Source organism: Paenibacillus sp. 10L310, assembly GCF_056395745.1.
On record NZ_JBFTKC010000003.1, the window covers coordinates 449922 to 474053 of the forward strand.

Sequence of the window (24132 nt, forward strand, 5' to 3'; positions counted from 1 at the left end):
TGGGTAACACGGCATTTTCCAAAGGAAACAGCAGTTATTTTAACAATATGATCCTGTGACAGTTACATTTGAGTTATATTAATCACACTATTTTGTAAGAAAAACAAAAAAATCTGTCCGTCTACCGTAAGGCAGAACAGAACAGATTTTCAGGTATATGATCATTGTTACACTTATCTAGAAAGTTTCAATTCAAGTTGTATCTGGATATCATTTTCAGTCGAGAGCACAACGGAGTGCGGATTTTCCATTCCGAAATCTTCGAACGTTACCATCGATGTTGCCGACAACAATACTGCATTATTCTCATAAGCAGCTTTTGCGTCAAAGGTTACTTCTTTTTCAATACCTTTAACCGTAATGGTACCATTCATTTTGATATCAACCGTTTGACCGACAGGCCATTCCGCAGGTACCCCTTCAAATGAAGTCGCTGTAAATGTAGCTTGTGGATATGTAGCAACGTCGAAGAAATCGGCTTGCTTCACGTGACCATCACGCTGTCCATTCCCGGAATCAATTCCGTCCATCTCGATCTGTCCTTCTGCCTTCATCTGAGCAGCATCATCTACATTAATTGTCCAATTGCCTGTTACCTTCTCGTCCACAAAGTTAACGGTCTCCTGTGATGTGGTTACGGAGAAGTATACTTTGGAACCTTCGCTGATGCTCCAGTCTCCGTTCAGTTGCTCTGCTCCAGCAGTTTCATTGGCTACAACCGTTCCTGTGCTATCTACAGCTGTGGTGGAAGTCGCTGTGCTCGCAGGAAGCACCTGCTCAATCTCCACGTTGTTCCCCAAGTAACTGTTTGTGATATAGTAACCACCGCCACCGATTACGGCAACCGCCGCTACACCTGTAATAAGCCATGCTTTTGCTTTCTTGTTCATCTCTATGTTTCCTCCAGTACATGATTGTTTAGGTTGCTTCTTGGAGTGAATCATATCAATTGAATGTGTCAGGAAGAAGTCAAGATAAGACAAGTCACATATTTTTTTGAAATCCGTAATACAGGATTGGCTTTACGCTCTGGCTCATGTAAAATCAGTACAAGTTTACAAAGCGAAAGGAGAACGCTTTTTTTGAAATCCATACTTATCGTCGAGGATGAGCAAGCTATTGCACGAGTATTGGCTGCTTATCTGAGAAAAGCAGAATTTGAAGTTCATCATGCAGCAGATGGACCGACTGCACTTACCCTTTTTGATACCGTAACGCCTTCCCTTGTATTACTTGATGTGATGCTGCCAGGAATGGACGGATGGGATCTGCTGCGGATTATTCGTGAAAAAAGTGCTTGTCCCGTGATCATGCTAACTGCACTGGATGACATTTCAGACCGTCTCAACGGACTAAATGCCGGTGCTGACGATTATATGAGCAAACCTTTTGTACCGGAAGAAGTGGTCGCCAGAGTTAATGCGGTGTTGCGCCGTAATCCACATTGGACCTCAGGTGGCAAAGAGAAGCGTTCCTTTGGAAATCTCGTCATTGATCTTGCTGCCAAGCAGGTGCTGCTGAACGGTGCAGAGGTTGCACTCACACCTCGTGACCTGTCGTTACTGTTCTTCCTGTCCGATTATCCGAATCGTACATTTACCAGAGATCATCTTATTGAACAGGTATGGGGGATGGACTATGATGGCAGTGATCGTGCTGTGGATCTATCGATTAAACGACTACGTCAAGCCCTCTCCCACTGGTCGCCAGAGACGGGAGAAATTCGGACGTTGCGAGGAATGGGGTATCAATTTTGGATCGCCAACTGAAACAGAAGAAACCCAAACGAACGATATCCATTCTGTCACACTGGACACTGCGATATTTTCTCATTTTGTGCATTGGTTTCACGATTATTGCGGCAGGGGCACTCTACTGGATTCGAACAACTTCCATTGAGAAAAGCCTCAAAACCGCAGAACTGCTTGGTCTGGAGATTGCCGATCGAGTGACCAGTGAGAATAATATGCTTCGAGTTCCACCCGATCTGGACAGACTGGTAACCAAGCGAGAGAAACTATTCAACACAGATAATTATTTTTGTGTCATGATCTTGGACAATAACAATCAATTGATCTTTTCCCAGCCTAAAATGGAGCAAAAAGATGTGCATTATCGACTGTCAGACGACTATCTTGAACCGCGAAACAACAAATATGCAGGTGTAACGGTCAACATATCCGAGGGCGATCAAACCTTGGGCAAAGTGTGGGTCATGCAGTCCAAACAATCCATTACATTTGGTCCAGAGACGATATGGCTCGTGGCTCTAATCCTCGGAGGACTAATCCTCTGTGGATGGTTTACAATCTATCTCCTGTCCAAAAAGTTATCCAGACCGATTCGTCAGGTCGCCTATGCCGCTGAACAGATTCGAGGTGGCAATTATGATGTGAGTCTTGACTTGAATACACGAGAACGTGAGATCAATGAACTTGTAAATTCATTTCGCGATATGGCCACTCGTCTCCAACAACTTGAAGAATGGCGTACACTTTCGCTGGCAGGGGTAAGTCATGAACTCAAGACACCGGTAACTTCCATCAAGGGGCTCGTTATGGCAGTACGTGACGATGTTGTGAGTCCACAGGAAGGTAAAGAATTTTTGGATATCGCTTTGAAGGAATCTGAACGCATGGAGCGAATGGTCGCAGATTTGCTTGACTATAACGCCATGGCTGCAGGAAGTGTTGCCGTTCGCAAGGAACGGACGGATCTGAAACTGTTGGTCGGTGAGATCATCTATCAGTGGAAGATTGCGTATGAAGACAAAATGCCAGAGGTTCAGCTGCACGCACCTCCAATTAACTTTTTTACCATGGGGGATGCTCTCCGCATTCAGCAGATCATTGTCAATTTGCTTAATAACGCACTTCATGCCACAGCTCCTGAACAGAAGGCTGTCTTCGATATTTATCTAAGTACAGAAGAACAGATGCTTTACGTTGATGTTAAGGACCACGGCACAGGCATCGCAGCCGAAGAACAACCCAAAATCTTCGAACGGTTCTATCGTGGAGAACTCAAAAAACGTCGTAACCGCGGCCTGGGTCTAGGATTAACATATAGCCGCCTACTCGCTCAGGAACAGGGCGGTGAACTGGCACTTGTCTCCAGCAGCCCGGAAGGCAGCATGTTCAGATTAAGCCTGCCACGCTGGACTGCAACACAAGAAGCCATGAATACAGAAAAAGCATACGGAGCAGCCGTTAAAGTATAATGCACCTCGCTAACATGACAATTAGCCCAGAACTCCATTCAGGAGACTGGGCTAGTTCAACGTTGTTCTTTGTTGCTTTATCCAGAACGGAAGCAATCAACACTCTAATACACGTGGTCTGTATTCATCGTAAGCATCCGAGATCAGTTGCTTATGAAGTGCACTACTGGCAATGATTGCTTTCCGCTTTGCTTTCAGAACGATCTGCTCTATATCCGCATAACTGCACCCAGTCAAGCGTTCACATATGTAATCTTCCAGCCGAGTCTCCTGTTCAAATGCCCCTACCAATTTGCTGATATACAATTTGCGACTCGAATCATCAGGCATACCGTAGGTCATCTTCGTATCAAACCGCCGCCAGATGGCGTGATCCAGCTGGGTTTCCAGATTCGTCGCAGCCACCAGAATACTGTCCCCATTGAATTCGTCCAGACATTGCAACAACGTATTGACGACACGAGCCATCTCTTTCACTTCATCATTGCTCTCACGTGTCCGGCCTATGGCATCAAATTCATCCAGAAATAACACACAGGGATTCATTCGTGCATATTCGAATAACTTACGTACGTTACTCCCCGTCTCACCAAGATGGCTATGAATGATCGCATCTAATCTCACAAGAACCAATGGCAGATCAAGGCGCTCCGCCAGATGTGATGCCGTTAATGTTTTTCCCGTACCGGGAGGCCCGAACATGACCATTTTGTTGGGGATTGATACATCATGCTCTCTGAACTTCTCTTTCATGCCCAGAATGGTGACAAATTCATTAATGATGCGTTCATTTTCAGCGGAAAATACAATATGCTGGGCTTTGCGTCTACACTCTTTCGGCGTGTAAAAAGCAGCCATATCGATCCCTTTCGCGCGGGGAATCCGGTTCATATGGTTTATTTTGCTCATGTATACACATGCTCCTTCATTTATGGTTTCGTGTAAATGTTTAGTTCAATTTATATAGAATCAATTAGACTTTTAATCGTAATTATTACTATTAAATAATAACATACTACTGCCTTTTTGCAAATATAACCACAGCACGTCCACTATTTTGCCACAGATGGGGGCATTTGGTTGCAAGCTTCAATAAAATTTGCTATTCTAAGTGTGCATCGTTGTGTATAACGCAAAAAAGCCCTCCGAATTTCACGAGAGCAAAAATTTTCCAAATTAACAAGCGGCAACTTGTTATATCCGGATTCTTTATACCAACGACTGTAATCCAATTAAAGTGAGGTTAACAATCATGGCAAAAGACGTATTGTGTGAAGTTAATTCCTGTCGTCACTGGGCTCAAGAGAACAAATGTAACGCTTCTTCGATCTACATTGTGAGTCACAGTTCCAAAGAAGCAAGTCAGTCTGCTGAAACAGACTGCAAGACTTTTGAAGTAAAATAAGTAATTTCAATTGATCCACTTAAAGGAGCCCTTACCGGTTCCTTTTTTCTTTGTCTATTGTAACAAGAATGATAATTATTATCAAGCCCTATTCTGTAAAAATCCTTCTCACCTCTTCAATGCACATTGGACAGATGACCTACGTACACTACGTAAGAAGTCAGTATGCCCATGAACGATTAGAACCAAGAGGTGAATAACAATGCCTGTTAAAAGTGGCACACAGTATCGCGAACGAATTGATGCACAGTCCGTCCCTTGCTGGTACAAAGGTAACCTTATTACTGGAAAACGCTCTGAACATGTAGCATTTGCTGGTTTAATGGAGACTCAGATGTACATGTATGATCTGCAATCTGATCCTAAATTTGCAGAAACGATGACGTATGCCTCCCCGGCAGACGGCAAACCTGTGGGCATATCCTTCCTGCCTCCAACCAGTGCCGACGACCTCCGCAAACGACGCGAAGGGATGAATATCTGGGCAAATGTGCATCATGGCTTTCTTGGTCGCTCACCCGATTACATGAATACAGCCATAATGTCCTTTTACACAGGTGCCGATCTCCTGAACGAACTATCTCCCCAATATGCAGAAAATCTCAAAAATTATTATGCGTACTGCCGTGATCATGATATCACGTTATCCCATGCCTTCATTCAGCCATATGCCAGCAAAATCTCAGGGCAATTGGATGCTACTGAAGATGCTATTGCCGCAAAGGTCGTGGATCGCACCGAGGAAGGTCTCATTATTAGCGGTGCATTCATGATGGCTACACAAGCTGCCACTTCGGATGAGATATTTGTCTATCCGTCACCTTCACCCGCCCCATTTGATGACGAAAATCCATTTGCATTCTCTTTTGCTGTCCCCAATGATCTTCCAGGAATCAGTCTGGTATGCAGGGACACCTACGCAGCCGAATCTCACACCAACTATCCCCTGAGCTCCAGATATGAAGAAATGGACAATATCGTCATCTTTGACCGGGTGCTCGTTCCGCATGAACGAATATTTTTTGCAGGAAGTGAGGAAATGTCCTCGCGTCTCTTCAGTGGTAGTAACTTTCATATTCACGCAGGTCATCAGGTATTGTGTCGTTATATTGCCAAGACGGAATTTGTTCTCGGTACAATCCAGCTTCTCACGGATACGCTGGATCTGAATACGGAAGCACATGTTATAGAGAAATCTGCACGTGTGTTCGCAGGTCTTGAATCGTTAAAAGCATTGGCCTTGGCCGCGGAGGCAGGTGCAATACCAGACGGAAGAGGATTTGTATTACCTGCACCCAAACCTTTGATGGCAGCCAATCTCCTCTTTCCGAAACTTTATCCTGAGATGATTGAAATTCTGCAACTCTTGGGTTCGAGCGGGGTGATTATGATCCCTCAGGAAGAAGAGTTTCAATCCGATATCGCTCCTTCACTGAATATATATCTGAAAGGGAACGATATGGCTTCTCACGAACGCAACGCTCTGTTCCGCCTGATCTGGGAGCTTGGATCTGGTTCATTCGGGGGCAGACAGACCCAATTCGAACGATTCTTTTTTGGCAATGTCCTTACCGTATCCAATCGGTTGTTCTCCGTCTACAACAAAGATCAGACGAATCGTCAGCTCGTTCGTGATTTTCTATTCAACACCAGCAAATAAGAGAACTAATGAATCATTTTTTTAGACCAAATGGTCATATACCGTCATCAGTTCAGAGGCTGGTCTGCTTGCATCCATATCCCGCAATGCAGGCTGGTCTCCGTAACCGATATGGAATACCCCCAGCACCTTCTCTTCACTTGTCAAACCCATCAAATTCATAAACACAGGATGTTGTTGATAATCATTGATCTTCCAGACCGCATTCAATCCCTGTTCCGCAGCCAGAATACTAAAGCGTTTGCTCCAGGCTTTGGCAGGCAGAAGATCATCCTCACGGGCATTTTTAGGCGCCACGACAACCAGATGGGTAGGGATTGCTTCCGTGTATTGATATGTAGCCCAATCGCCGTAGCGATCAGCCAGATGGGGTGGATAGCTCTGTCTGACCGCTTCCAGATAAAGCTGTCGTCCTTCGCCTGCAAACAACATAAACCTCCAGGGTTCTGAACTCATTACATATAATGAAGGATCTGCTTCATCAAGCAACTTTCGTATAACCGATTGGGGTACTGGCAACGGACTGAATTCGCAAGTTCCTGCACGTCTCTTGCCGCTGCTTATATCTTGACCTAGACCGGTAGACATGGCAACTTTCCCTCCTCTATCTGCATGATATATTGTTATCCTTCAACTGTCTTCACATCAACCATGTTTTCTTCGGTTCAATAGCTTCCGTTCTCCAGCGATCTACCTCTTCGTGTATGCGCGCTTTATCACGCGTCGTAAACTGTTCTGACTCCACCACTTCTGCTTGCGGCATGCTGTCACGTATCAAGCGAATGTAGTCCATGGAACGTATCAGAGACTGGCGTCCAGGGATGTACCTTATTTTGCGTCCTTCCAACAAACAGTATATCTCGATCATACCCGGTAATTTTCCGAAGGCTTCCCAGCAGAATGCACTGACCATATGCTGAAACGCCTCAACTACGTTTGGATCATGGACAACCATATATTTCTGAATAAGCAGCGAATCCCAGCCTTCGGGTTGCCAGGCCGCCTGAAATATCATCGATAAATGCATGGATAATGAAGGTAACTCCGTTCTCCACTGTTCAAAAAGAATGGCTGGATGCTTTAAATCATCGTTCATTGCAATGGCGAGTGACAATTCATCCGTAATCTTGTTCTTCACATCCCAGTAATGGAGAACAGATTCGAAACCATCCGTCTTTCTGGGCCACCACTTCTCAAGTAAATACTGTACGGGTACCTCTTTGCGAACATCGGGGTCGAGACTGTAAAAAGCATTGACCGCATGGCTCACCGCATATTGTACACGGTGCCTCCATTGCAGTGGAAGACGCTGCTCAGACACTGGTTCAGGGCGGATGAATCGGTGTGGGCTGCGCAGCATTTCTTCCAATCTGTAATCTTCAAGCAGACGTCCAGGAAGGTCATTCCTTCCGACTGGCATCGCTGCCTGAACATTATGTCTTAACATGATCTTTAGGATACCTGTAATCCGGCAGCAGCGAAGCGTTTGCCAAAGTCACGGCATGTTTCTTTCTCCTGCTCAAGCGGACTGTATTCAATTTTCAACATCTCTGGAGATACCTCCGCCCCACGCTCTTGCAGCTTGGCAGCCGCAAGATCAACTGCACCGCAGAACTGCTCATACGAGGTGTCACCACTACCAAACACCGCAGCTCTCTTACCACTCAGGTCAAGCTCATCCAGCTCCTCATAGAAATCAAGGAATTCATCTGGCAACTCCCCGTCTCCCCAGGTGTACACACCGATCATGAATCCGTCATAGTCCAATACATCAGATGCATTACAATCCGTTACGGATTTCAGGTCTGCCTCGTGGCCTCCCTGTGTAATTCCTTCCACAATCAGTTCTGCAATTTCTTCTGTATTTCCTGTCATGCTCGCATAAGCCACTAACAATTTAGCCATCTATTTTTCCCTCACTTTATTTGATCATGTTATATTCTCTCTATGAAGAAAGAATGAATTTTTGATTAACAAAATCATATGTGATAATGATTATCATTGTCAAATTAAATTTTTGGTTATCTTTGTTTTTCAGTATATGGTGCACTCCCGTCCCCCAACTGGCGTCCAAGCCCTTTTTTGTTGTACAATAGTATCCAAATGACTTTTGAAGGATGGATAAATCATTATGTACGTAGCTAAGAATTGGAAGGACTATGAAGTAATCGATACAGGAGGCGGCGAGAAACTGGAGCGTTGGGGAGATGTGATTTTACGCAGACCCGATCCACAGATTATCTGGCCCCTTGAGCAAGAAACCAATGAATGGCGTCAGGTGCATGGTCACTATCATCGCAGCTCTTCCGGTGGCGGTAACTGGGATATGAAAAAGCCCATTCCCGAGCGTTGGACGATCGGATACGAAAACCTGAAATTCCACATTAAACCTACCAGCTTTAAGCACACTGGTCTGTTCCCTGAACAAGCCGCCAACTGGAGCTGGATGATGGATAAAATCTCCAATGCAGGACGCCCTATTTCTGTCTTGAACCTGTTTGCCTATACAGGCGGAGCAACGGTAGCTGCTGCTTATGCAGGCGCATCTGTTGTGCATGTGGATGCAGCTAAAGGCATGGTTCAATGGGCCAAGGAAAATGTTCAATTATCCGGACTGGCTGATCGCCCTGTTCGTTTTATTACAGATGATGTATTCAAATTTGTACAACGGGAACAACGTCGCGGAAATCGTTACGACGCCATTATTATGGACCCTCCTTCATATGGCCGTGGCCCTAATGGAGAGACATGGAAACTGGAAGAGAACCTATATCCTTTCCTGAAGTCGTGTATGACGATCTTGTCGGATAATCCATTATTCATGCTGGTTAACTCCTACACTACGGGCATTTCCTCTACGGTTCTGCGCAACATGTTGACCATGACGATGTCTGCTCAGTACGGTGGTGACATTACTGCAGGTGAAATTGGTCTGCCGATCACACGTAGTGGTCTTGATCTGCCTTGTGGTATTCTGGGCCGTTGGGAGTCTTAATCATGTCAGAACATCGGCATGACCACGATGCGATTCCGATTCTGTTCGAAGACAACCATCTGTTAGGCATTACGAAGCCGGTCAATGTACCTACCCAGGAAGATTCATCAGGTGATCCGGATTTGCTTACATTGCTGAAGCAGGATCTGAAAGAACGATACAACAAACCTGGCAATGTTTATCTCGGGTTAGTACACCGACTTGATCGTCCTGTTGGAGGGGCAATGATTTTTGCCAAGACTTCTAAAGCAGCTTCGAGATTGTCCGAGACTGTGCGGGGACGTCATTTCCGTAAAATATATGCGGCTGTTGTACATGGCAAGTTACCTGCACAGCAGGGAACGTTAAAACACACGCTCCTGAAAGATGCACGTACAAATACCGTTACTGTTGTACCTAAAGGTACGGCTGGCGGTAAGGATGCCGTTCTGGATTACCGTGTTATCGGCGAGACAGACCGTTACAGCCTCGTCCATATCGAACTGCACACCGGCAGATCTCATCAGATTCGGGTGCAAATGAAAGAAATCGGCTGTCCTCTGTACGGGGATCAGAAGTACGGCGCAAGCGTAAATAAACCCGGGCAACAGATTGCTCTATGGTCGGCGATTGCTGCTTTTCCTCATCCAGTTACTAAGGAAGAAGTTATTCTGCAATCTTTGCCTGCAAGAGAATTCCCCTGGGCAGAATGGCCCGCTGCCGTGTACCAAAAAGCTTTTGGACAACCTCAATAAGTACGTGTTCAAAAGACTGGTTTTCAGTACCGATACGATGGGATCAGAAGCGGTATTATCGAACAACCTCTATAAGTGCACAGGATCAGGTTACATCTGTCCATACAACGTGTCGTTCAGATTCTGTATCTGAACGACACGTTTTTTCATATTTTCAGCTATATACCTAAAATACAGAGAGGAGACATCATGATGACCCCGTTTACCAAACAAGTCGTTGCGATCATCGCGGCGATTCCCGAAGGTAAAGTGATGACTTACGGTCAGATTGCAGCACATGCCGGAAGTCCAAGAGCCGCGAGACAAGTCGTACGTATTCTGCACTCGATGAGCCGCAAGGAACGTCTGCCCTGGCACCGTGTCGTCAATGCAAAAGGAGAAATCTCCATACCGGACGAACACTCGCGCATGATGCAGGAAACAGAACTGATTAGCGAAGGTGTGGAGTTTCAACTAAACGGAACCATTAATCTCAAACAGTTCGGTCATGAGCCCGATCCTGTATTTCTTATCGATCCAACGATCCAGCCCGAATAATAAAAGTACTCTCCTCCTATCGCGCACACCAAAAAAAGAGAACTCAGGCAGTTAGGGTTACCCCATCGACTGCTAGAGTTCTCTTTTTGGTTTTATCTGATATTCGTTATGCTGTAGCCGTTGCTTTTTCCTGTTCTACAGTAACAGGCTCAACAGCTGGTTTTGTTTTCCGAATAAAGAACGCCATGATCAAAGCAACCACGGTCATTCCAGTAGCCACGATGAATGCATAGTTAACACCGTAAATCGTTGCATCTGCTGTAGCTGCTAACATCGCTGTCTTATTATTAGGGTCAACTTGGCCAGCAGCCACTGCATCCGCCAGATGTGTTTTGAGCTTACTACTCATGATAGTAACCAGAATGGCTGTACCGATCGCACCGGCAACTGTACGCAATGTATTGGACATCGCTGTACCATGCGCGTTCAGACGTTGAGGCAATTGATTCAGACCTGCTGTCTGGATAGGCATCATCAGCATCGACATACCGAACATACGAGCCGTGTAGATAAACATCATGTAGCCGTAGGTAGTATCGATTGCCAGACGACTCAGTCCAAAAGTTGTAATTGCCGTAATCGCAAGACCTGCAACCGAAAGCCAGCGTGCGCCCACTTTATCAAATATGCGACCTGTAATTGGAGACATAATCCCCATCAATATCGCACCGGGCATCATCAGAAGTCCTGATTCAATTGGTGAGAATCCACGAATGTTTTGCAGGAAAATAGGGAGCAGGATCATACCTGCAAACATCGCCATTGTCACGAGCATGTTGATAATCGTTGTTAATGTATACATGTTGTACTTGAAAATACGGAACTCAAGGAGCGGATGATCTGTTGTCAGTTGACGAATAACGAACAGAATCAGGGATATCGCACCTACGACGAGACATCCAATGACAATTGTACTGCCCCATCCATCGGTACCCGCATCACTGAATCCGTAGAGCAAACTACCAAAACCAAGTGTAGATAAAATAACGCCTGGATAATCCAGTTTAGGTCTGGACTGACGTGTTACGTTTTTGACAAAAGCAATACCAATTGCCGTTGCAATAATAGAGAATGGCAAGATGATGTAGAACAACAATCTCCAGGAATAATGCTCAACCACATAACCTGAAAGTGTAGGCCCAATCGCAGGAGCCAGAATCATCGCAATCCCCATGGTTCCCATGGCCTGACCGCGTTTCTCAATTGGGAAGATGGTCAGGAATACAACGGTCATCAGAGGCATCAGGATACCTGCACCTGCCGCTTGAATAACACGACCTACCATCAGAATGGTGAAGGTTGGACTAAGACCACAGACTAATGTACCTATGGTAAATAGAGTCATGGCTGTAATGAAAATTTGACGCGTTGAAAATTTGGCAATCAGATATGCCGTAATTGGAATCAGCACACCGTTCACAAGCATATAACCCGTAGTTAACCATTGGGCTTTGTTTGGCCCGATGCCGAGGTCATCCATGATTTTAGGAAGCGCAACGTTCATCAGGGTTTGGTTCAGGAATGCCACAAAGGCACCAATTAACAATGCCGCTACAATAGGGCCTTTCTTGATGTTGTCCATCGCTGAGGATGGAGCTGCAGCAGTAGTCGTACTCATATGTTGTTCATCTCTCTTCCTTCTAACTTTTCAATCATTTGACTATGAATTCTAAGTAGGTGCTCAAGGTCTTCCTTCGATATATCCAGAATGGGTGACACTCTTTCCATCCACAAATGGTGCGTTTCCTGTTGGGCCTGTTCCCCTTTATCCGTAATCTGAAGCTTAACGGATCGGCGGTCAGCATCCGAACGTGTCCGAACGATATACTCGCCTTTGACGAGCCGCTCCACAACAGCGCTCATGGAACTGCTGCCCATATGGCATAGCTCAGCCACTTCGTTGATGCCAATGGAAGGACGCTCCCTCAGGATGGATAACACCATAAACTGGATCGAAGTCAGCTCGATCTCCTTGTTTTCATTCCAAAATGCTCGAAAAAGCATTTGATTCACTTGGCGGAACGAATTAATAATATAGAATACTTCATACGTATCAGTCATTGTTTCACCCTTTTACTTTTGGAATATAATATTTCGTACACGAAATATCAGGGGAACAATTATTTATTATAACAAAAATATTTACATAGTCAACTCTTTACATATGAATTTACAAAAATAATATTAGGACATACTAACTGTGTTACATCCATGCCTTTACTCAACTAACCTGGACACAGTGTGTAGCATATGTAATTTGTAAATAAAATAACCATAGGGCTCCTGCATGAAACGAGCAGGCACTCCTATGGTTATTCATAAGAATCAGCATGGTATCATACCGAAGTAGATAAGGCAGGCTCTTTGGTCTTGGGTGTTGTCATTTTGCCTAACAGATATACCAGCAATTGTTGATTGTGCATCGAAATGTTACTGAGAACAGAGTTCATGAATTCATTACGGATGGTGATTCCCCGCGCTGTCTCCATTCTTCCTTTCTCTGATAGAGATACCCACACAATGCGTCGATCCTGATTATCCCGATTCCTGCGAATCAGATCATTCTTCTCCATTCGATCGAGCAGCATGGTTACAGCAGCTGGCGTAGTTGACAGATAAGGAATCAGATCCGAAGGTTTCATCTTCTGATGGTCTTCAAGTACCTCCAGAACAGCCAGCTGAGCCTCCGTTAATGAGGGTGCCAGCTCTTGATCCATATGCAATTTATAATCTTTGGTCAACCTGGACCAGCACTTGGCAAAATCGGAATTATACATCTTCCATCGCTCCTCTCTGCAACCGGTTATCACTTCACCTGCTTAAGTTTTCGCGCTCCAAAGCCGCATTCCTGCTGCCTTTTTTCAATTTCCTAGCGATCGACCGTAATCGACGAAGGTTGTTAAACTTCGCATGAATGCCCTCTTCTAATCCGCCTTTGAACAACAAAAAAAGACTCCTCGCATGACAGGATTAGCTGTTCTGCGAAAAGTCTCGTTTGTTTGTTTTTATGAAGATGATGCTGGTTGATTCTCATTGAAGTCCCTTAGAAGTTCAACGATCTCGTCCTGTTTGTCCACATGAACGATCAGCTTGCCAATATGTTTGCGCTCTGTAATCGGAACACCTTCCGAAGAGATCGGGAACACTTGGCCTTCTTTGGTCATTACAGTGATCTTACGTTGCTCTTTGCAATAAAACGCCCCAACAATACGGCTACCATTCGGTTTCACACGTTTGCCTTCTTTGAACTCGAATGTGGCAAGCCCCTTGCCTCCACGGCTCTGTATAGCGTAATCCAGAAGTAATGATCGTTTACCATATCCCAGATCGGACAACACGGCAACTTCACCTTCATCTCCTTCTACCCATAGAGCGGATACAACTTCATCTGTATCTCTTAACTGAATACCACGAACACCACCGGATACACGTCCCATTGGATTGACCTCATCCTCTCGGAAACGAATCGCCATGGCTTCTTTTGTAATCAACATAATATCTTGACCACCTGTACTTAAATGTACAGATAACACTTCATCGTCCTTGCCCACTTTACAAGCCGCAACTGCACCGGAACGCTTGGTAACGTAATCCCTCAGCTCCGTTCGTTTCACCTGTCCTCTTCGCGTAACGAAGACCAGACTGTGATTTGGCTCTTCAAAGGATTTCACAGCAAGCACACTTGCAATACGATCATCTTTCGCAAGGGGAATGACATTCACAATGGCTGTGCCTGGATCTTTCCACTTGAATTCAGGTACCTGGTGAACAGGTAACAGGAAATACTGACCTTTCCTCGTAAAGACAAGCAAGTTCTCAAGCGTATTTACTTCCAGAACCTGAGCGATATAATCGCCGTCTTTTACACCACTTCCGCTCCGTTCACCACCAGAACGTGTAAAGGACTGCATGCCTGTACGTTTCACATATCCCTCTTTGGATAACGTAACAAATACATCTTCCGCATTCACAAGTACTTCGAGATTAACCTTAAGTTCTTCCACTTCACCCTGGATCGCAGAACGACGGTCTATGCCGTATTTCTCACGAATCTCCATCAATTCCTTGCGGATGACTCCGATGAGCTTGCGGTCACTATCCAGAATGGATTGTAATTGTGCAATCTTTTTCATCAGTTCACCGAGTTCCTTCTCCAGAGAATTGATCTCCAGATTCGTCAAACGGTACAATTGCAACGTAAGGATGGAATCCGCTTGGCGTTCCGTGAATCCAAACATCCACATCAGGTTGTTTTGGGCATCTTGACGGTTCTTCGACGCTTTGATGGCCGCAATGACCTCATCAAGGATGTTAAGTGCTTTTACCAAGCCCTCGAGCACATGCGCACGGTCTTGCGCCTTCTCCAGCTCAAACCGGGTACGGAATGTTACAACCTCCCGCTGATGGGCAATGTAAGCCTCGAGAATCGATTTCAATCCTAATTGATGAGGTGCTTTATTCACAATCGCAACCATATTGAAATTATAGGTGACCTGCAGGTCGGTTTTCTTCAGTAAATAAGCCAAAATACCTTGTGCGTCCGCTTCTTTTTTCAACTCAACCACGATTCGCAGACCTTCACGTCCGCTCTCATCACGCACTTCGGCAATACCTTCAACCTTCTTCTCCAGTCGGATGTTCTCCATCGCTGTAACCAGACGAGATTTCACGACCTGATAAGGAATTTCGGTAATGACGATCTGCTGTTTGCCACCGCGCATGTTTTCAATCTCGGTTTTGGACCGGATATAGATCCGTCCCTTACCTGTGCGATAGGCATCCAGAATGCCGTCACCGCCCATAATCAATCCGCCTGTTGGAAAGTCAGGACCCTTCATAAACATCATGATTTCGTCCAGCTCAATCGACGGTTTCTCCATCACAGCGATCGAAGCATCAATGACTTCACGTAAATTGTGTGGAGGAATCTCCGTTGCAAATCCGGAGGAAATACCGCTGACACCATTAACCAGCAAGTTCGGATAACGGGATGGCAATACAACCGGTTCTTTGGCCGTATTATCAAAATTATCCTTAAACAGAACCGTCCGTTTCTCGATATCGCGAAGCATCTCCATCGCGATGGGCGACAAACGGGCCTCCGTATACCGCATCGCCGCTGCCGGGTCATCATCCTGTGATCCCCAGTTACCATGACCGTCCACGAGCATATGGCCCATTTTCCATGGCTGAGCCATCCGCACCATGCCCTCATAGATGGATGAGTCACCATGTGGATGATAATTACCCATTACGTCCCCAACGGTTTTGGCAGACTTGCGGTAAGTCTTGTCAGGCGTATTACCTGAATCGTACATGGCGTATAGAATACGCCGTTGTACTGGCTTCAACCCATCCCGGACATCCGGAATGGCTCGATCCTGAATAATATATTTGGAGTAGCGACCGAAACGGTCCCCAACGACCTCTTCGAGAAAGGCCGGCATAAATTGTTCTGATGGACTCATTCCAAGCACCTTCTATTCTTCGTACTCTGTAAAGTCGACGTTCTCTACAATCCAGCGTTTCCGCGGATCAACCTTATCACCCATGAGCGTAGATACACGACGTTCTGCTTTTGCTGCATCAACAATCTGTACCTTCAGCATCGCACGAGTTTCCGGATTCATTGTTGTCTCCCACAGTTGATCCGGATTCATCTCACCAAGACCTTTATAACGTTGAAGCTCAACATTATTACCGAATTCCTTCATATAATTCGCCAGTTCTTCATCCGTCCATGCATATCGAACAGTCGCAAGCTTACCAGACTTACGAGTAAGTTTGTACAATGGCGGCTGAGCAATATATACTTTGCCTGCATCAATTAAAGGCTTCATATAACGATAAAAGAAGGTCAACAGCAGCACCTGAATATGTGCGCCGTCCGTATCCGCATCGGTCATAATGATAATTTTGGAATAATTGCTGTCTTCAACTGCAAATTCGGTTCCTATGCCCGCACCGATCGCCGCTGTAATGGCGCGGTATTCTTCATTTTTGAGAATGTCGGCCAGCTTTGATTTTTCTGGATTGAGCGGTTTTCCCTTGAGCGGCAGAATAGCCTGAATCTTCGAGTCACGTCCCTGTTTGGCAGAACCACCTGCGGAATCCCCTTCGACAATAAATAACTCATTTCGGGTAAAATCCTTTGATTGCGCCGGCGTTAGTTTGCCGTTCAGGTTGGAACTTTCGCTACGTTTCTTGCCTGTGCGCATATCATCACGTGCTTTGCGGGCTGCTTCTCTGGCTCTGGAGGCTTGGACCGCTTTGCGAATTAACGTTTGCGCTACCTGCGGGTTTTCTTCCAGGAACCGTTGAATATTCTCGGACACGACCGAATCCACTGCACTTCGAGCGGAAGCGCTGCCGAGCTGATCCTTGGTCTGACCTACGAACTCAACCTCTGACATCTTGACACTGATGACGGCCATCATACCTTCACGCAAATCATTGCCTTCGAGGTTTTTATCTTTTTCCTTAATCATGCTGGTACGCCGCGCGTAGTCATTCATTACACGAGTATACGCAGCCCTGAATCCGGTCTCATGTGTACCGCCACCCCGAGTAGAGATCGAGTTCACGAACGAAGCCAGCGTTTCGGTATAACCCGCGTTATACTGGATTGCCACTTCGACTTCAATGTCATCCTTCTCCGCATAGAAGTGAATAACATCATGCAGCACATCTTTATTTTCGTTAAGAAAAGCAACAAACTGGCTTGCTCCACCTTCATACATGTATTCATCCTGATTGCCCGAACGTTCATCCTTGAGCACAATTCTCAGACCCGAATTCAGAAAAGCAATCTCCTGAAGACGTTCTGCCAATGTATCATAATTAAATTGAATACCGCTCTGGAACACCCGAATATCCGGTTTAAATGTAACTTTTGTACCTGTCCGATTGGTATTTCCCAACACTTCGAGACCGGAGACCGGTTCACCGACATGTTCAATCCCTTTTTTGTCCTTCCAATACTCGAATCGCTGACGATGAATCTTGCCATCACGGAAAATCTCGACTTCAAGCCACTCGGACAATGCGTTAGTAACTGACGCACCTACACCGTGCAAACCGCCTGATTTTTTGTATCCTGATCCACCGAACTTTCCGCCTGCGTGCAAAATCGTAAACACGACCTGGGGAGTAGGAATCCCTGTTTTATGTATACCTGTCGGAATTCCCCTTCCGTTATCCTGAACCGTAATAGAACCGTCCTTATGCAGCGTGATATCGATTTTGGAGCAGAATTTGGCGAGATGTTCGTCGACAGCGTTGTCGACAATTTCCCATACCAAATGATGTAAACCTGAAGTGCTGGTGCTGCCGATGTACATCCCCGGCCGTTTCCGTACCGCTACCAACCCTTCAAGTACTTGAATGTCGTCCGCGTCGTAGCCTGAAGACCCCTGTCCTCCGCCTGTCGAACCTGCCGACATATCGATTTGCTCGACCATTCATGCTCCCCCTTCTTAACTTGCAACTAAAAAAATGCCTAAAATGCAAACAGATGTTTTCTTATCCTTGTCCATTTTAATTCAAGATATCCCGTTTCGTAAAGACAAGGAATGACACAATGAGTGAAGCAATGCCCCAAACACTAAGCACAATAAGGGAAAAACCTAAATTCATACCCTCGATTGGAGGTAACCCGCCAGACAAATAATTCGGAAGTTCGAGGTTAACCATGAACAAATACTTCGCGGTCTGCCAGGACGCTGCCATACTGGTCAAGATTGTTCCTGCAATCAAAGCGGCCATCATGATAACGATACTTGCAGCAGTACTGCGCACAAGCACAGATACCATAAATGCAAGCATAGCCACAATTACACTCACAAACCAGATCAGTCCTGCCTGCATGAGCATATACAGCCACTGGTCTACAGCATGCACTGCCGACATATCGACATCTGTTCCCACAACTTTGAATCCTGTGAAGATTGGCATGTTGAAGCCTTTATAACCAAAGACCGCACCCGATATGACATAACATATAATGTAGGCTGATACCACTATGATCGAAACAAACATAATCAGCGTAATTAATTTACTCAAAAGCACTTTCCAGCGTCTAACCGGACGCGTTAAAAGCATTTTAATCGTACCTGTCGTACGTTCACCAGAAACAAGATCTGAAGCAATAGCCATGATTAACAGTGGAATAAACAATCCAACCGCGTTGTTCATGAACTCCCGCGTAAAGGTGACACCACCCGGTTCTTTGGGATTGATGTCATTCTCAAGATAATACTGCATCTGCTGGATATATACTGTTCTATATTTTTTGTACTCTTCAGGTACCCGATCACTACCGAGCGAATTTTGATTGTCTGTGATGGCCTGTTGCAGTTCAAGACGCCAATCGCCGCCAAACTTGTCGCGATTATTCTCCGCAGATTTCATCTGGGCATACGTAAACATCGGTACGAGGACCGCAAGTACAATAAATATAATATAAAGCCGTTTTTTCTTCACCATCTTAATCGTTTCATTGCGGATCAGCGGCATGATATTACTCAATGGATTCACCTTCTGTCATTTTTAAGAATAGTTGTTCAAGCGTAGGCTGAATCCGCTGTACCCCTTCAACCTGTATACCAGCTTGAACCATCTGTTGCACCATATCAGGAATTCGATCTTCGTGCATCTCGGCAACCACAGCGTTGGGACCAAGGCCCGCAACAATGGTATCATCCATCACATCCGCAGGTCGACCTACCAGAGCAATGCCTGCATCCTGCAACATTTTTTTGCCTTGCTCCAGTGGTGAAACATGCCATATAGCCAACTTCGAATGATCTTCAATCAGTTCGCTTACACCTCCAACAGCAAGCACACGCCCAGCACTGATAATGGCTACTCTGTCACAGAGAAGCTGGATCTCACTTAACAAGTGACTGCTGACAAATACAGCCATACCTTCGCTGGCAAGTTGCTTAATAAAGACACGAAGTTCCTTAATCCCTTTTGGATCAAGACCATTTGTCGGTTCATCCAGAATAAGCAGACGCGGTCGCCCAAGCAGCGCTTGTGCAATACCGAGCCGTTGACGCATACCCAATGAGTACGTTCTGACTTTATCGTGAATCCGCTGATCCAGACGCACAATATCTACAACTTCCTGAATTCGTTCATTGTCCACACCTGGTTGCATGCGAGCGAAATGCTCCAGGTTCTCCCACCCTGTCAGATATGTATATACCTCCGGATTTTCAACAATGGAGCCTACATACTTCAAAGCACGCTCAGGGTCCCGATTCACATCATAACCACAGACTTTAATTTTTCCTTCTGTTGGTTTGATCAGATCGACCAGCATCCGTATCGTAGTTGTTTTGCCGGCACCGTTGGGACCGAGAAATCCGAAGATTTCACCAGGTTTTACGTCAAATGTAACGTCCTTAATGATCCATTTGCGTCCGATCCGCTTTTTCAGATTCTGTACGGATAGGACGGAATCATACTGCTGCTCTGCCATTTAATTTCCGCTCCCTTCTGCCGGTGTATCTGCCTGGAATTCCTGTGCAATCCGAACTGCAATTTGCTCATAACCTTGTCCGTTGGGATGGAAATGATCTGACGAGAGATACTCCCCCAGATGATTTTCAAACAAATCGAATGTAGGGACCAGTGTCATCTTGTCCTCATTGTTCAAAATAGCCAGTGCAGCATCGTTCCATGCAGCCACCACTGCATTACCCGGCTTCTCCAGTTCCTTCACATCGCCAAATGGATTGTACAACCCTATGTACGCAATCTGTGCATCGGGATTAATTTCTTTGACTTTCTTCAATATCTCTTGAAGGCGCTTCGACGTTTCCGGCAAAGCCGCTGCCAGCTGCTCTGCTGTTGGCGGATCTTCCCCCTGTAGAACTTGTCCTCCCTGGAACAAATCATTTGCGCCGATCGAGAGCAAGATAAAATTGGATTGTTGTAAGACGTAACGTACGCCTTGCTCATCAAGTTTTTCCAATAAAGCATCTGTTCTCAAACCGTTTACACCCAGATTATTAAGAACCTGAACGTCATATCCTTTATCTTTAAGCAGATTCCCTGCACGTCTCACAAAACCGAGTCCTTCATCATCGCCCGTGCCTCTTGCCAGAGAATCACCGATGACGGCCATCCGAATCTTGCCATCTTCCACGACAGCCGGTTCCCCCTCGATATCCTTAGATGGAGCAGTTGCCTCCTGGCCTGTCGTTAATGCGGAATCTCCCTCGGGGAAAATCACGTCTTTTATGGCGTAACCAAATCCAAATAACAACAACAAAGTTGCCAAGATGGATACTGTACTGACAGTTCTCCAGATCCAGGGTGCTGAATCCAGGCTTTTTTTCTTTTTCATCATCACATCTCCACTCATGTACACCAGTTCGGGTGCTTTATAATTTTATAATTTATAATGACTTTACATTAAGGCGTGTCTGAAAATCCGATTACTTCGGAGTTTTCAGACACGCCCTGATGATGCTATTCCTAAATAACATAAATGTTCTGTCGTTAATTTGCAAACTTTGGCGCTTCATTCGCAGAATTCATTTTTTATATGTCATTTTACGGAAAAAAGGTTATGCCATACACAGATATGAACTGTGTACTGGCATAACCTTGTGGTAAAGAAATTCATACTTTCTTCATTATAAATCGATTACTTACCGATAAACTCTTGTGCCCAGTATCCGTTGTAGAAACCTACACCGATATGCGTAAAGTTTTTGCTCAGAATATTGGCACGGTGACCTTCACTATTCATCCAAGCTGTAACCACTTCCTGTGGTGTTTTTTGTCCTTGGGCAATGTTCTCACCTGCATAGCTGTAAGTTACTCCGAATTGTTTCATCATATCAAACGGAGAACCATACGTAGGTGACTGGTGATCAAAATAGTTATTGTTACTCATATCTTTTACTTTAGCAACAGCTACTTTGTCCAGAAGTGCATCTGAAGTCAGAGCGTTCAGACCTGCTTTAGCACGCTCAGCGTTCACAAGTTTTACAACTTGAGTAGCAAAGTCGGATTGTGTGCTTTCGCTACCATTATTACTTGTATTGTTACCTGTATTACCTGTGTTTGAAGGATCTTTAGCCGGTGTAGTTTCCGGTTTTTCTTGAACTGGTTGTGTTGGTTTAGTCGGTTGCTCAGGCTTAGTTGTAGGCTCAGCAGGTTTTGTTGTTGGTTGAGTTGGTTTTGTTGTCGGCTCAGCAGGTTTCGTCGTTAGATCAGGCTGCGTAGCAGGTTTCTCTACAATTTGCCCCTCGGATACGGTGTATCCATTTTGTTTGAGCCATTTCTCAATGTAAGCTTTCAAGCTGTCTGTGCTTGTAATTTTGTACGTTGTGATAGTCTTATATGTTGAATCTGCAGCAGACGCGGAAGCAGGAAGCATTACCCCTACGGCCAGTACGGCTGTCAGACTACTCGTTACGACAGTTTTCATCCATTTCTTTTTCAAATTCATTCATCTCCTTAAGATTAGTTATTACAACTTTGTAATTAATACTCTAGCAGTATATCAATTCGACAGGAGATTGTGAACCTATAAAATATGGAAAAGTAACTTTTTTGTCATTTTTTAGCCATAAAAAAAAGACATTCGGACTAAAAATGCTAGTCGAATGTCGCTTCACCATCTATTTATCATTCACCACACAAGAATGTGCAGATCAGGATATCATGAGAATTTCCATGCAATAGAAGAAACTTTATTTGTACTATAGAAGAACTTTACTGAACCGATAACCTCTCTTCTGAAAACCAATGTGCTCATAAAAAGAGTACGTTGTTGAAGTCACTTCACGGTTTGCACCTGTGACAAACAGTTGTTTACCACCTTGCTGTCTGCCCCAATCTTCGGCACGAGCCATCAGACGACGGCCAATCCCACCACCACGATGTTCTTGACCTACAATCAGGGAAGTAATTTGTGCGGCAGGTTCTGGATAGGCATGACTTTGCACACATTGCAAGCCAATCACACCAATAATTTGTTCATCCACTTCGGCAACAAGCATGCATGCGTTTGGATTGGTTTCCAAACATTCAATACGTTCTTTCATGACATTGGTTGTTGTCGGATAGCTGACCTCTCGCATCAGTCCCGTTACCGCTTCAGCATCTCGTAGTTCACACTCTCGGATCATCAGTACAGGGGCCTCAACATTATTGGACATGATTTACCTCCACTTTCAGCATATTAGCGGCTTGCACCGCTGTTTTACGAGCTTCTTCCACATCTTGACCAGCACTTAAAGCTACAGCCATTCGGCGTCCTACTTTGGTCTCAGGTTTGCCAAATACACGAATCTGAGTACGAGGAAGAGCCAGTGCTTCTTCAATCCCGCCTACAGTAAAGTCAGATGTTTCATCATTAGCCTTCAGCGTTGCTGAAGCTCCCGGTGTCAACAGATGTACACCTGTGACCGGAAAACCAAGAATTGCACGTACATGCAGCGCAAACTCGGAACTGTCTTGCGTCACCATTGTAACCATACCTGTGTCATGTGGACGAGGAGATACCTCGCTGAACACAACACCATCCGATGTGAGGAACAATTCCACTCCAAACAGTCCATACCCGCCAAGTTCATCCGTGACGGATTTGGCAATATGACAAGCTTGCTGCCATTGCTCAGGAGTCATTGCATGAGGCTGCCAGGATTCGACATAATCCCCATCCTTCTGAACATGACCAATCGGAGGACAAAATACGGTGCCTGATACAGACCTAACGGTAAGTAATGTAATCTCACTGTCAAATTGCACAAAGCTCTCCACAATAACACGAACGGATTTGCCACGAGCCCCCGAAAGAGCAATGTTCCAGCAATCCTCTACGTCGCCCGGTGTTCGGCATACACTCTGCCCTTTGCCGGAAGAACTCATTAATGGTTTAATGACACAAGGTGTGCCAAGCTCACGTACGGCTTCCTGAAGTTGTTCCAGGTTGTCCGCAAAAAGGTAATCAGCTGTCGGAAGTTTCAATTGTTCGGCTGCAAGCCGACGGATGCCTTCGCGATCCATCGTTAGACGTGCAGCTCGGGCAGTAGGTACTACACAAAATCCCTCTTCCTCAAGCTCCAGTAAAGCTTCTGTTGCAATAGCTTCAATCTCAGGTACGATGTAATGAGGTTTTTCTTTACGGATCAATTGTTTCAAAGCTTCGGCATCCAGCATGTCGATGCAGTAAGACCGGTGCGCGACCTGCATTGCAGGTGCGTTCTCATAACGATCAACAGCGATCGTCTCTACTCCCAGTCGTTGGGCCTCAATAACGACCTCTTTTCCCAATTCTCCACTGCCTAGTAGCAGCATTTTTTTGGCTTGAGCCGTAAAAGGAGCACCCCACATGTTCTTTCCAATCCTCCCAAAGAGAAATCTTCTATATCTGTCTCTCTATTTTCGGGGTTTTGGTTAAAGATTGCAAGAGTGCTCCCTATTTTTCTTGTGAATTTTACAAGATTTTTTGTGTTTTTTCGATCAAATTTTACAATTATCGCTTACAGATTCGTCAACCTTTCCATTCTTCCCAGAAATAAGGATATGTTGAAACAGCAGATTTTAATACTCCAGTGA

At 45.3% G+C, this 24132-nt stretch carries 23 protein-coding genes; 7 read left to right on the forward strand and 16 right to left on the reverse strand.

The features are described from left to right. Nucleotides 1-173: 173 nt before the first annotated feature. Entirely contained in the window at nt 174-890 is a 717-nt protein-coding gene (locus AC1DE7_RS11045) for a YceI family protein (protein ID WP_477534377.1), read from the reverse strand. A 192-nt stretch (nt 891-1082) separates the two neighbouring features. On the opposite strand from AC1DE7_RS11045, the gene AC1DE7_RS11050 reads away from it, so the two are divergent. Then, nucleotides 1083-1769, forward strand: coding sequence for a response regulator transcription factor (locus AC1DE7_RS11050; RefSeq protein ID WP_036672909.1), 687 nt, complete (start codon nt 1083-1085; stop codon nt 1767-1769). Beyond that, nucleotides 1754-3220 carry a HAMP domain-containing sensor histidine kinase gene (locus AC1DE7_RS11055; RefSeq protein WP_477534378.1) on the forward strand — a complete coding sequence of 489 codons (1467 nt, stop codon included), beginning with the start codon at nt 1754-1756 and terminating at the stop codon, nt 3218-3220. Before AC1DE7_RS11050 ends, AC1DE7_RS11055 begins: the two co-directional genes overlap by 16 nt. A gap of 96 nt (nt 3221-3316) precedes the next feature. Here AC1DE7_RS11055 and AC1DE7_RS11060 read toward each other — a convergent pair whose 3' ends face one another. Further along, entirely contained in the window at nt 3317-4129 is an 813-nt protein-coding gene (locus tag AC1DE7_RS11060; protein ID WP_405141426.1) for an AAA family ATPase, read from the reverse strand. Nucleotides 4130-4472: 343 nt separating this feature from the next. Here AC1DE7_RS11060 and AC1DE7_RS11065 point away from each other — a divergent pair, with 343 nt between their 5' ends. Then, nucleotides 4473-4625: a DUF1540 domain-containing protein gene (locus AC1DE7_RS11065; RefSeq protein WP_074095586.1), complete on the forward strand. Its 153-nt coding sequence runs from the start codon at nt 4473-4475 to the stop codon at nt 4623-4625. Between the two features lie 202 nt (nt 4626-4827). Further along, the gene (locus AC1DE7_RS11070; protein WP_477534379.1) at nt 4828-6285 is read left to right on the forward strand and encodes a 4-hydroxyphenylacetate 3-hydroxylase family protein; all 1458 of its coding nucleotides are present in this window, start codon (nt 4828-4830) and stop codon (nt 6283-6285) included. 21 nt (nt 6286-6306) lie between these two features. Here AC1DE7_RS11070 and AC1DE7_RS11075 read toward each other — a convergent pair whose 3' ends face one another. The 3 genes from AC1DE7_RS11075 to AC1DE7_RS11085 are packed head-to-tail and all read right to left on the reverse strand — an operon-like array spanning nt 6307 to nt 8190. After that, nucleotides 6307-6873, reverse strand: a complete 567-nt coding sequence (locus AC1DE7_RS11075) for a nitroreductase family protein (protein WP_100527275.1) — start codon at nt 6871-6873, stop codon at nt 6307-6309. Nucleotides 6874-6925: 52 nt separating this feature from the next. Beyond that, the gene (locus tag AC1DE7_RS11080) at nt 6926-7732 is read right to left on the reverse strand and encodes a hypothetical protein (RefSeq protein ID WP_076250045.1); all 807 of its coding nucleotides are present in this window, start codon (nt 7730-7732) and stop codon (nt 6926-6928) included. Between the two features lie 5 nt (nt 7733-7737). Then, a complete protein-coding gene (locus AC1DE7_RS11085; protein ID WP_017687802.1) occupies nt 7738-8190 on the reverse strand; it encodes a flavodoxin in 453 nt (150 codons plus the stop codon). 226 nt (nt 8191-8416) lie between these two features. Between AC1DE7_RS11085 and AC1DE7_RS11090 the strand changes: the two genes are divergently transcribed. The 3 genes from AC1DE7_RS11090 (at nt 8417) to AC1DE7_RS11100 (ending at nt 10551) form a co-directional block, all read left to right on the forward strand. Continuing rightward, nucleotides 8417-9280, forward strand: a complete 864-nt coding sequence (locus AC1DE7_RS11090; protein WP_017687801.1) for a class I SAM-dependent methyltransferase — start codon at nt 8417-8419, stop codon at nt 9278-9280. A gap of 2 nt (nt 9281-9282) precedes the next feature. Next, the gene (locus AC1DE7_RS11095) at nt 9283-10014 is read left to right on the forward strand and encodes an RluA family pseudouridine synthase (RefSeq protein WP_100527272.1); all 732 of its coding nucleotides are present in this window, start codon (nt 9283-9285) and stop codon (nt 10012-10014) included. 192 nt (nt 10015-10206) lie between these two features. After that, nucleotides 10207-10551: an MGMT family protein gene (locus AC1DE7_RS11100; protein ID WP_036613313.1), complete on the forward strand. Its 345-nt coding sequence runs from the start codon at nt 10207-10209 to the stop codon at nt 10549-10551. A gap of 106 nt (nt 10552-10657) precedes the next feature. Here the strand turns inward: AC1DE7_RS11100 and AC1DE7_RS11105 are convergent, their stop codons facing one another. The 11 genes from AC1DE7_RS11105 to purT form a co-directional block, all read right to left on the reverse strand. Further along, nucleotides 10658-12169: a DHA2 family efflux MFS transporter permease subunit gene (locus tag AC1DE7_RS11105; RefSeq protein WP_282320950.1), complete on the reverse strand. Its 1512-nt coding sequence runs from the start codon at nt 12167-12169 to the stop codon at nt 10658-10660. Then, nucleotides 12166-12612 carry a MarR family winged helix-turn-helix transcriptional regulator gene (locus tag AC1DE7_RS11110; RefSeq protein WP_036613308.1) on the reverse strand — a complete coding sequence of 149 codons (447 nt, stop codon included), beginning with the start codon at nt 12610-12612 and terminating at the stop codon, nt 12166-12168. Before AC1DE7_RS11110 ends, AC1DE7_RS11105 begins: the two co-directional genes overlap by 4 nt. 275 nt (nt 12613-12887) lie before the next feature. Continuing rightward, entirely contained in the window at nt 12888-13328 is a 441-nt protein-coding gene (locus AC1DE7_RS11115) for a MarR family winged helix-turn-helix transcriptional regulator (protein ID WP_315371381.1), read from the reverse strand. A 228-nt stretch (nt 13329-13556) separates the two neighbouring features. Next, nucleotides 13557-16019, reverse strand: a complete 2463-nt coding sequence (gene gyrA, locus AC1DE7_RS11120) for a DNA gyrase subunit A (protein ID WP_477534380.1) — start codon at nt 16017-16019, stop codon at nt 13557-13559. A 12-nt stretch (nt 16020-16031) separates the two neighbouring features. Next, the gene (parE, locus tag AC1DE7_RS11125) at nt 16032-18011 is read right to left on the reverse strand and encodes a DNA topoisomerase IV subunit B (RefSeq protein ID WP_282320949.1); all 1980 of its coding nucleotides are present in this window, start codon (nt 18009-18011) and stop codon (nt 16032-16034) included. 76 nt (nt 18012-18087) lie between these two features. Then, complete coding sequence (locus AC1DE7_RS11130; RefSeq protein ID WP_036613298.1) at nt 18088-19077, reverse strand: ABC transporter permease; 990 nt, start codon at nt 19075-19077, stop codon at nt 18088-18090. Then, nucleotides 19070-20035 carry an ABC transporter ATP-binding protein gene (locus AC1DE7_RS11135; RefSeq protein ID WP_036613296.1) on the reverse strand — a complete coding sequence of 322 codons (966 nt, stop codon included), beginning with the start codon at nt 20033-20035 and terminating at the stop codon, nt 19070-19072. The genes AC1DE7_RS11130 and AC1DE7_RS11135 overlap by 8 nt, the downstream gene beginning before the upstream one ends. Then, entirely contained in the window at nt 20036-20905 is an 870-nt protein-coding gene (locus AC1DE7_RS11140) for a GDSL-type esterase/lipase family protein (RefSeq protein ID WP_036672919.1), read from the reverse strand. Between the two features lie 303 nt (nt 20906-21208). Continuing rightward, entirely contained in the window at nt 21209-22012 is an 804-nt protein-coding gene (locus AC1DE7_RS11145) for a CAP domain-containing protein (protein WP_477534381.1), read from the reverse strand. A gap of 259 nt (nt 22013-22271) precedes the next feature. Then, nucleotides 22272-22730, reverse strand: coding sequence for a GNAT family N-acetyltransferase (locus AC1DE7_RS11150; RefSeq protein WP_017687788.1), 459 nt, complete (start codon nt 22728-22730; stop codon nt 22272-22274). Continuing rightward, entirely contained in the window at nt 22720-23907 is a 1188-nt protein-coding gene (purT, locus tag AC1DE7_RS11155) for a formate-dependent phosphoribosylglycinamide formyltransferase (RefSeq protein WP_477534382.1), read from the reverse strand. The genes AC1DE7_RS11150 and purT overlap by 11 nt, the downstream gene beginning before the upstream one ends. Nucleotides 23908-24132 lie beyond the last annotated feature (225 nt).

Bases quoted from the DNA above. Each gene is read 5' to 3' on its own strand.
- AC1DE7_RS11045 (WP_477534377.1), bottom strand. From the start codon at position 890: ATGAACAAGAAAGCAAAAGCATGGCTTATTACAGGTGTAGCGGCGGTT.
- AC1DE7_RS11060 (WP_405141426.1), bottom strand. From the start codon at position 4,129: ATGAGCAAAATAAACCATATGAACCGGATTCCCCGCGCGAAAGGGATC.
- AC1DE7_RS11065 (WP_074095586.1), top strand. From the start codon at position 4,473: ATGGCAAAAGACGTATTGTGTGAAGTTAATTCCTGTCGTCACTGGGCT.
- AC1DE7_RS11070 (WP_477534379.1), top strand. From the start codon at position 4,828: ATGCCTGTTAAAAGTGGCACACAGTATCGCGAACGAATTGATGCACAG.
- AC1DE7_RS11075 (WP_100527275.1), bottom strand. From the start codon at position 6,873: ATGTCTACCGGTCTAGGTCAAGATATAAGCAGCGGCAAGAGACGTGCA.
- AC1DE7_RS11080 (WP_076250045.1), bottom strand. From the start codon at position 7,732: ATGTTAAGACATAATGTTCAGGCAGCGATGCCAGTCGGAAGGAATGAC.
- AC1DE7_RS11085 (WP_017687802.1), bottom strand. From the start codon at position 8,190: ATGGCTAAATTGTTAGTGGCTTATGCGAGCATGACAGGAAATACAGAA.
- AC1DE7_RS11090 (WP_017687801.1), top strand. From the start codon at position 8,417: ATGTACGTAGCTAAGAATTGGAAGGACTATGAAGTAATCGATACAGGA.
- AC1DE7_RS11095 (WP_100527272.1), top strand. From the start codon at position 9,283: ATGTCAGAACATCGGCATGACCACGATGCGATTCCGATTCTGTTCGAA.
- AC1DE7_RS11100 (WP_036613313.1), top strand. From the start codon at position 10,207: ATGACCCCGTTTACCAAACAAGTCGTTGCGATCATCGCGGCGATTCCC.
- AC1DE7_RS11105 (WP_282320950.1), bottom strand. From the start codon at position 12,169: ATGAGTACGACTACTGCTGCAGCTCCATCCTCAGCGATGGACAACATC.
- AC1DE7_RS11110 (WP_036613308.1), bottom strand. From the start codon at position 12,612: ATGACTGATACGTATGAAGTATTCTATATTATTAATTCGTTCCGCCAA.
- AC1DE7_RS11115 (WP_315371381.1), bottom strand. From the start codon at position 13,328: ATGTATAATTCCGATTTTGCCAAGTGCTGGTCCAGGTTGACCAAAGAT.
- gyrA (WP_477534380.1), bottom strand. From the start codon at position 16,019: ATGAGTCCATCAGAACAATTTATGCCGGCCTTTCTCGAAGAGGTCGTT.
- parE (WP_282320949.1), bottom strand. From the start codon at position 18,011: ATGGTCGAGCAAATCGATATGTCGGCAGGTTCGACAGGCGGAGGACAG.
- AC1DE7_RS11135 (WP_036613296.1), bottom strand. From the start codon at position 20,035: ATGGCAGAGCAGCAGTATGATTCCGTCCTATCCGTACAGAATCTGAAA.
- AC1DE7_RS11140 (WP_036672919.1), bottom strand. From the start codon at position 20,905: ATGAAAAAGAAAAAAAGCCTGGATTCAGCACCCTGGATCTGGAGAACT.
- AC1DE7_RS11150 (WP_017687788.1), bottom strand. From the start codon at position 22,730: ATGTCCAATAATGTTGAGGCCCCTGTACTGATGATCCGAGAGTGTGAA.
- purT (WP_477534382.1), bottom strand. From the start codon at position 23,907: ATGTGGGGTGCTCCTTTTACGGCTCAAGCCAAAAAAATGCTGCTACTA.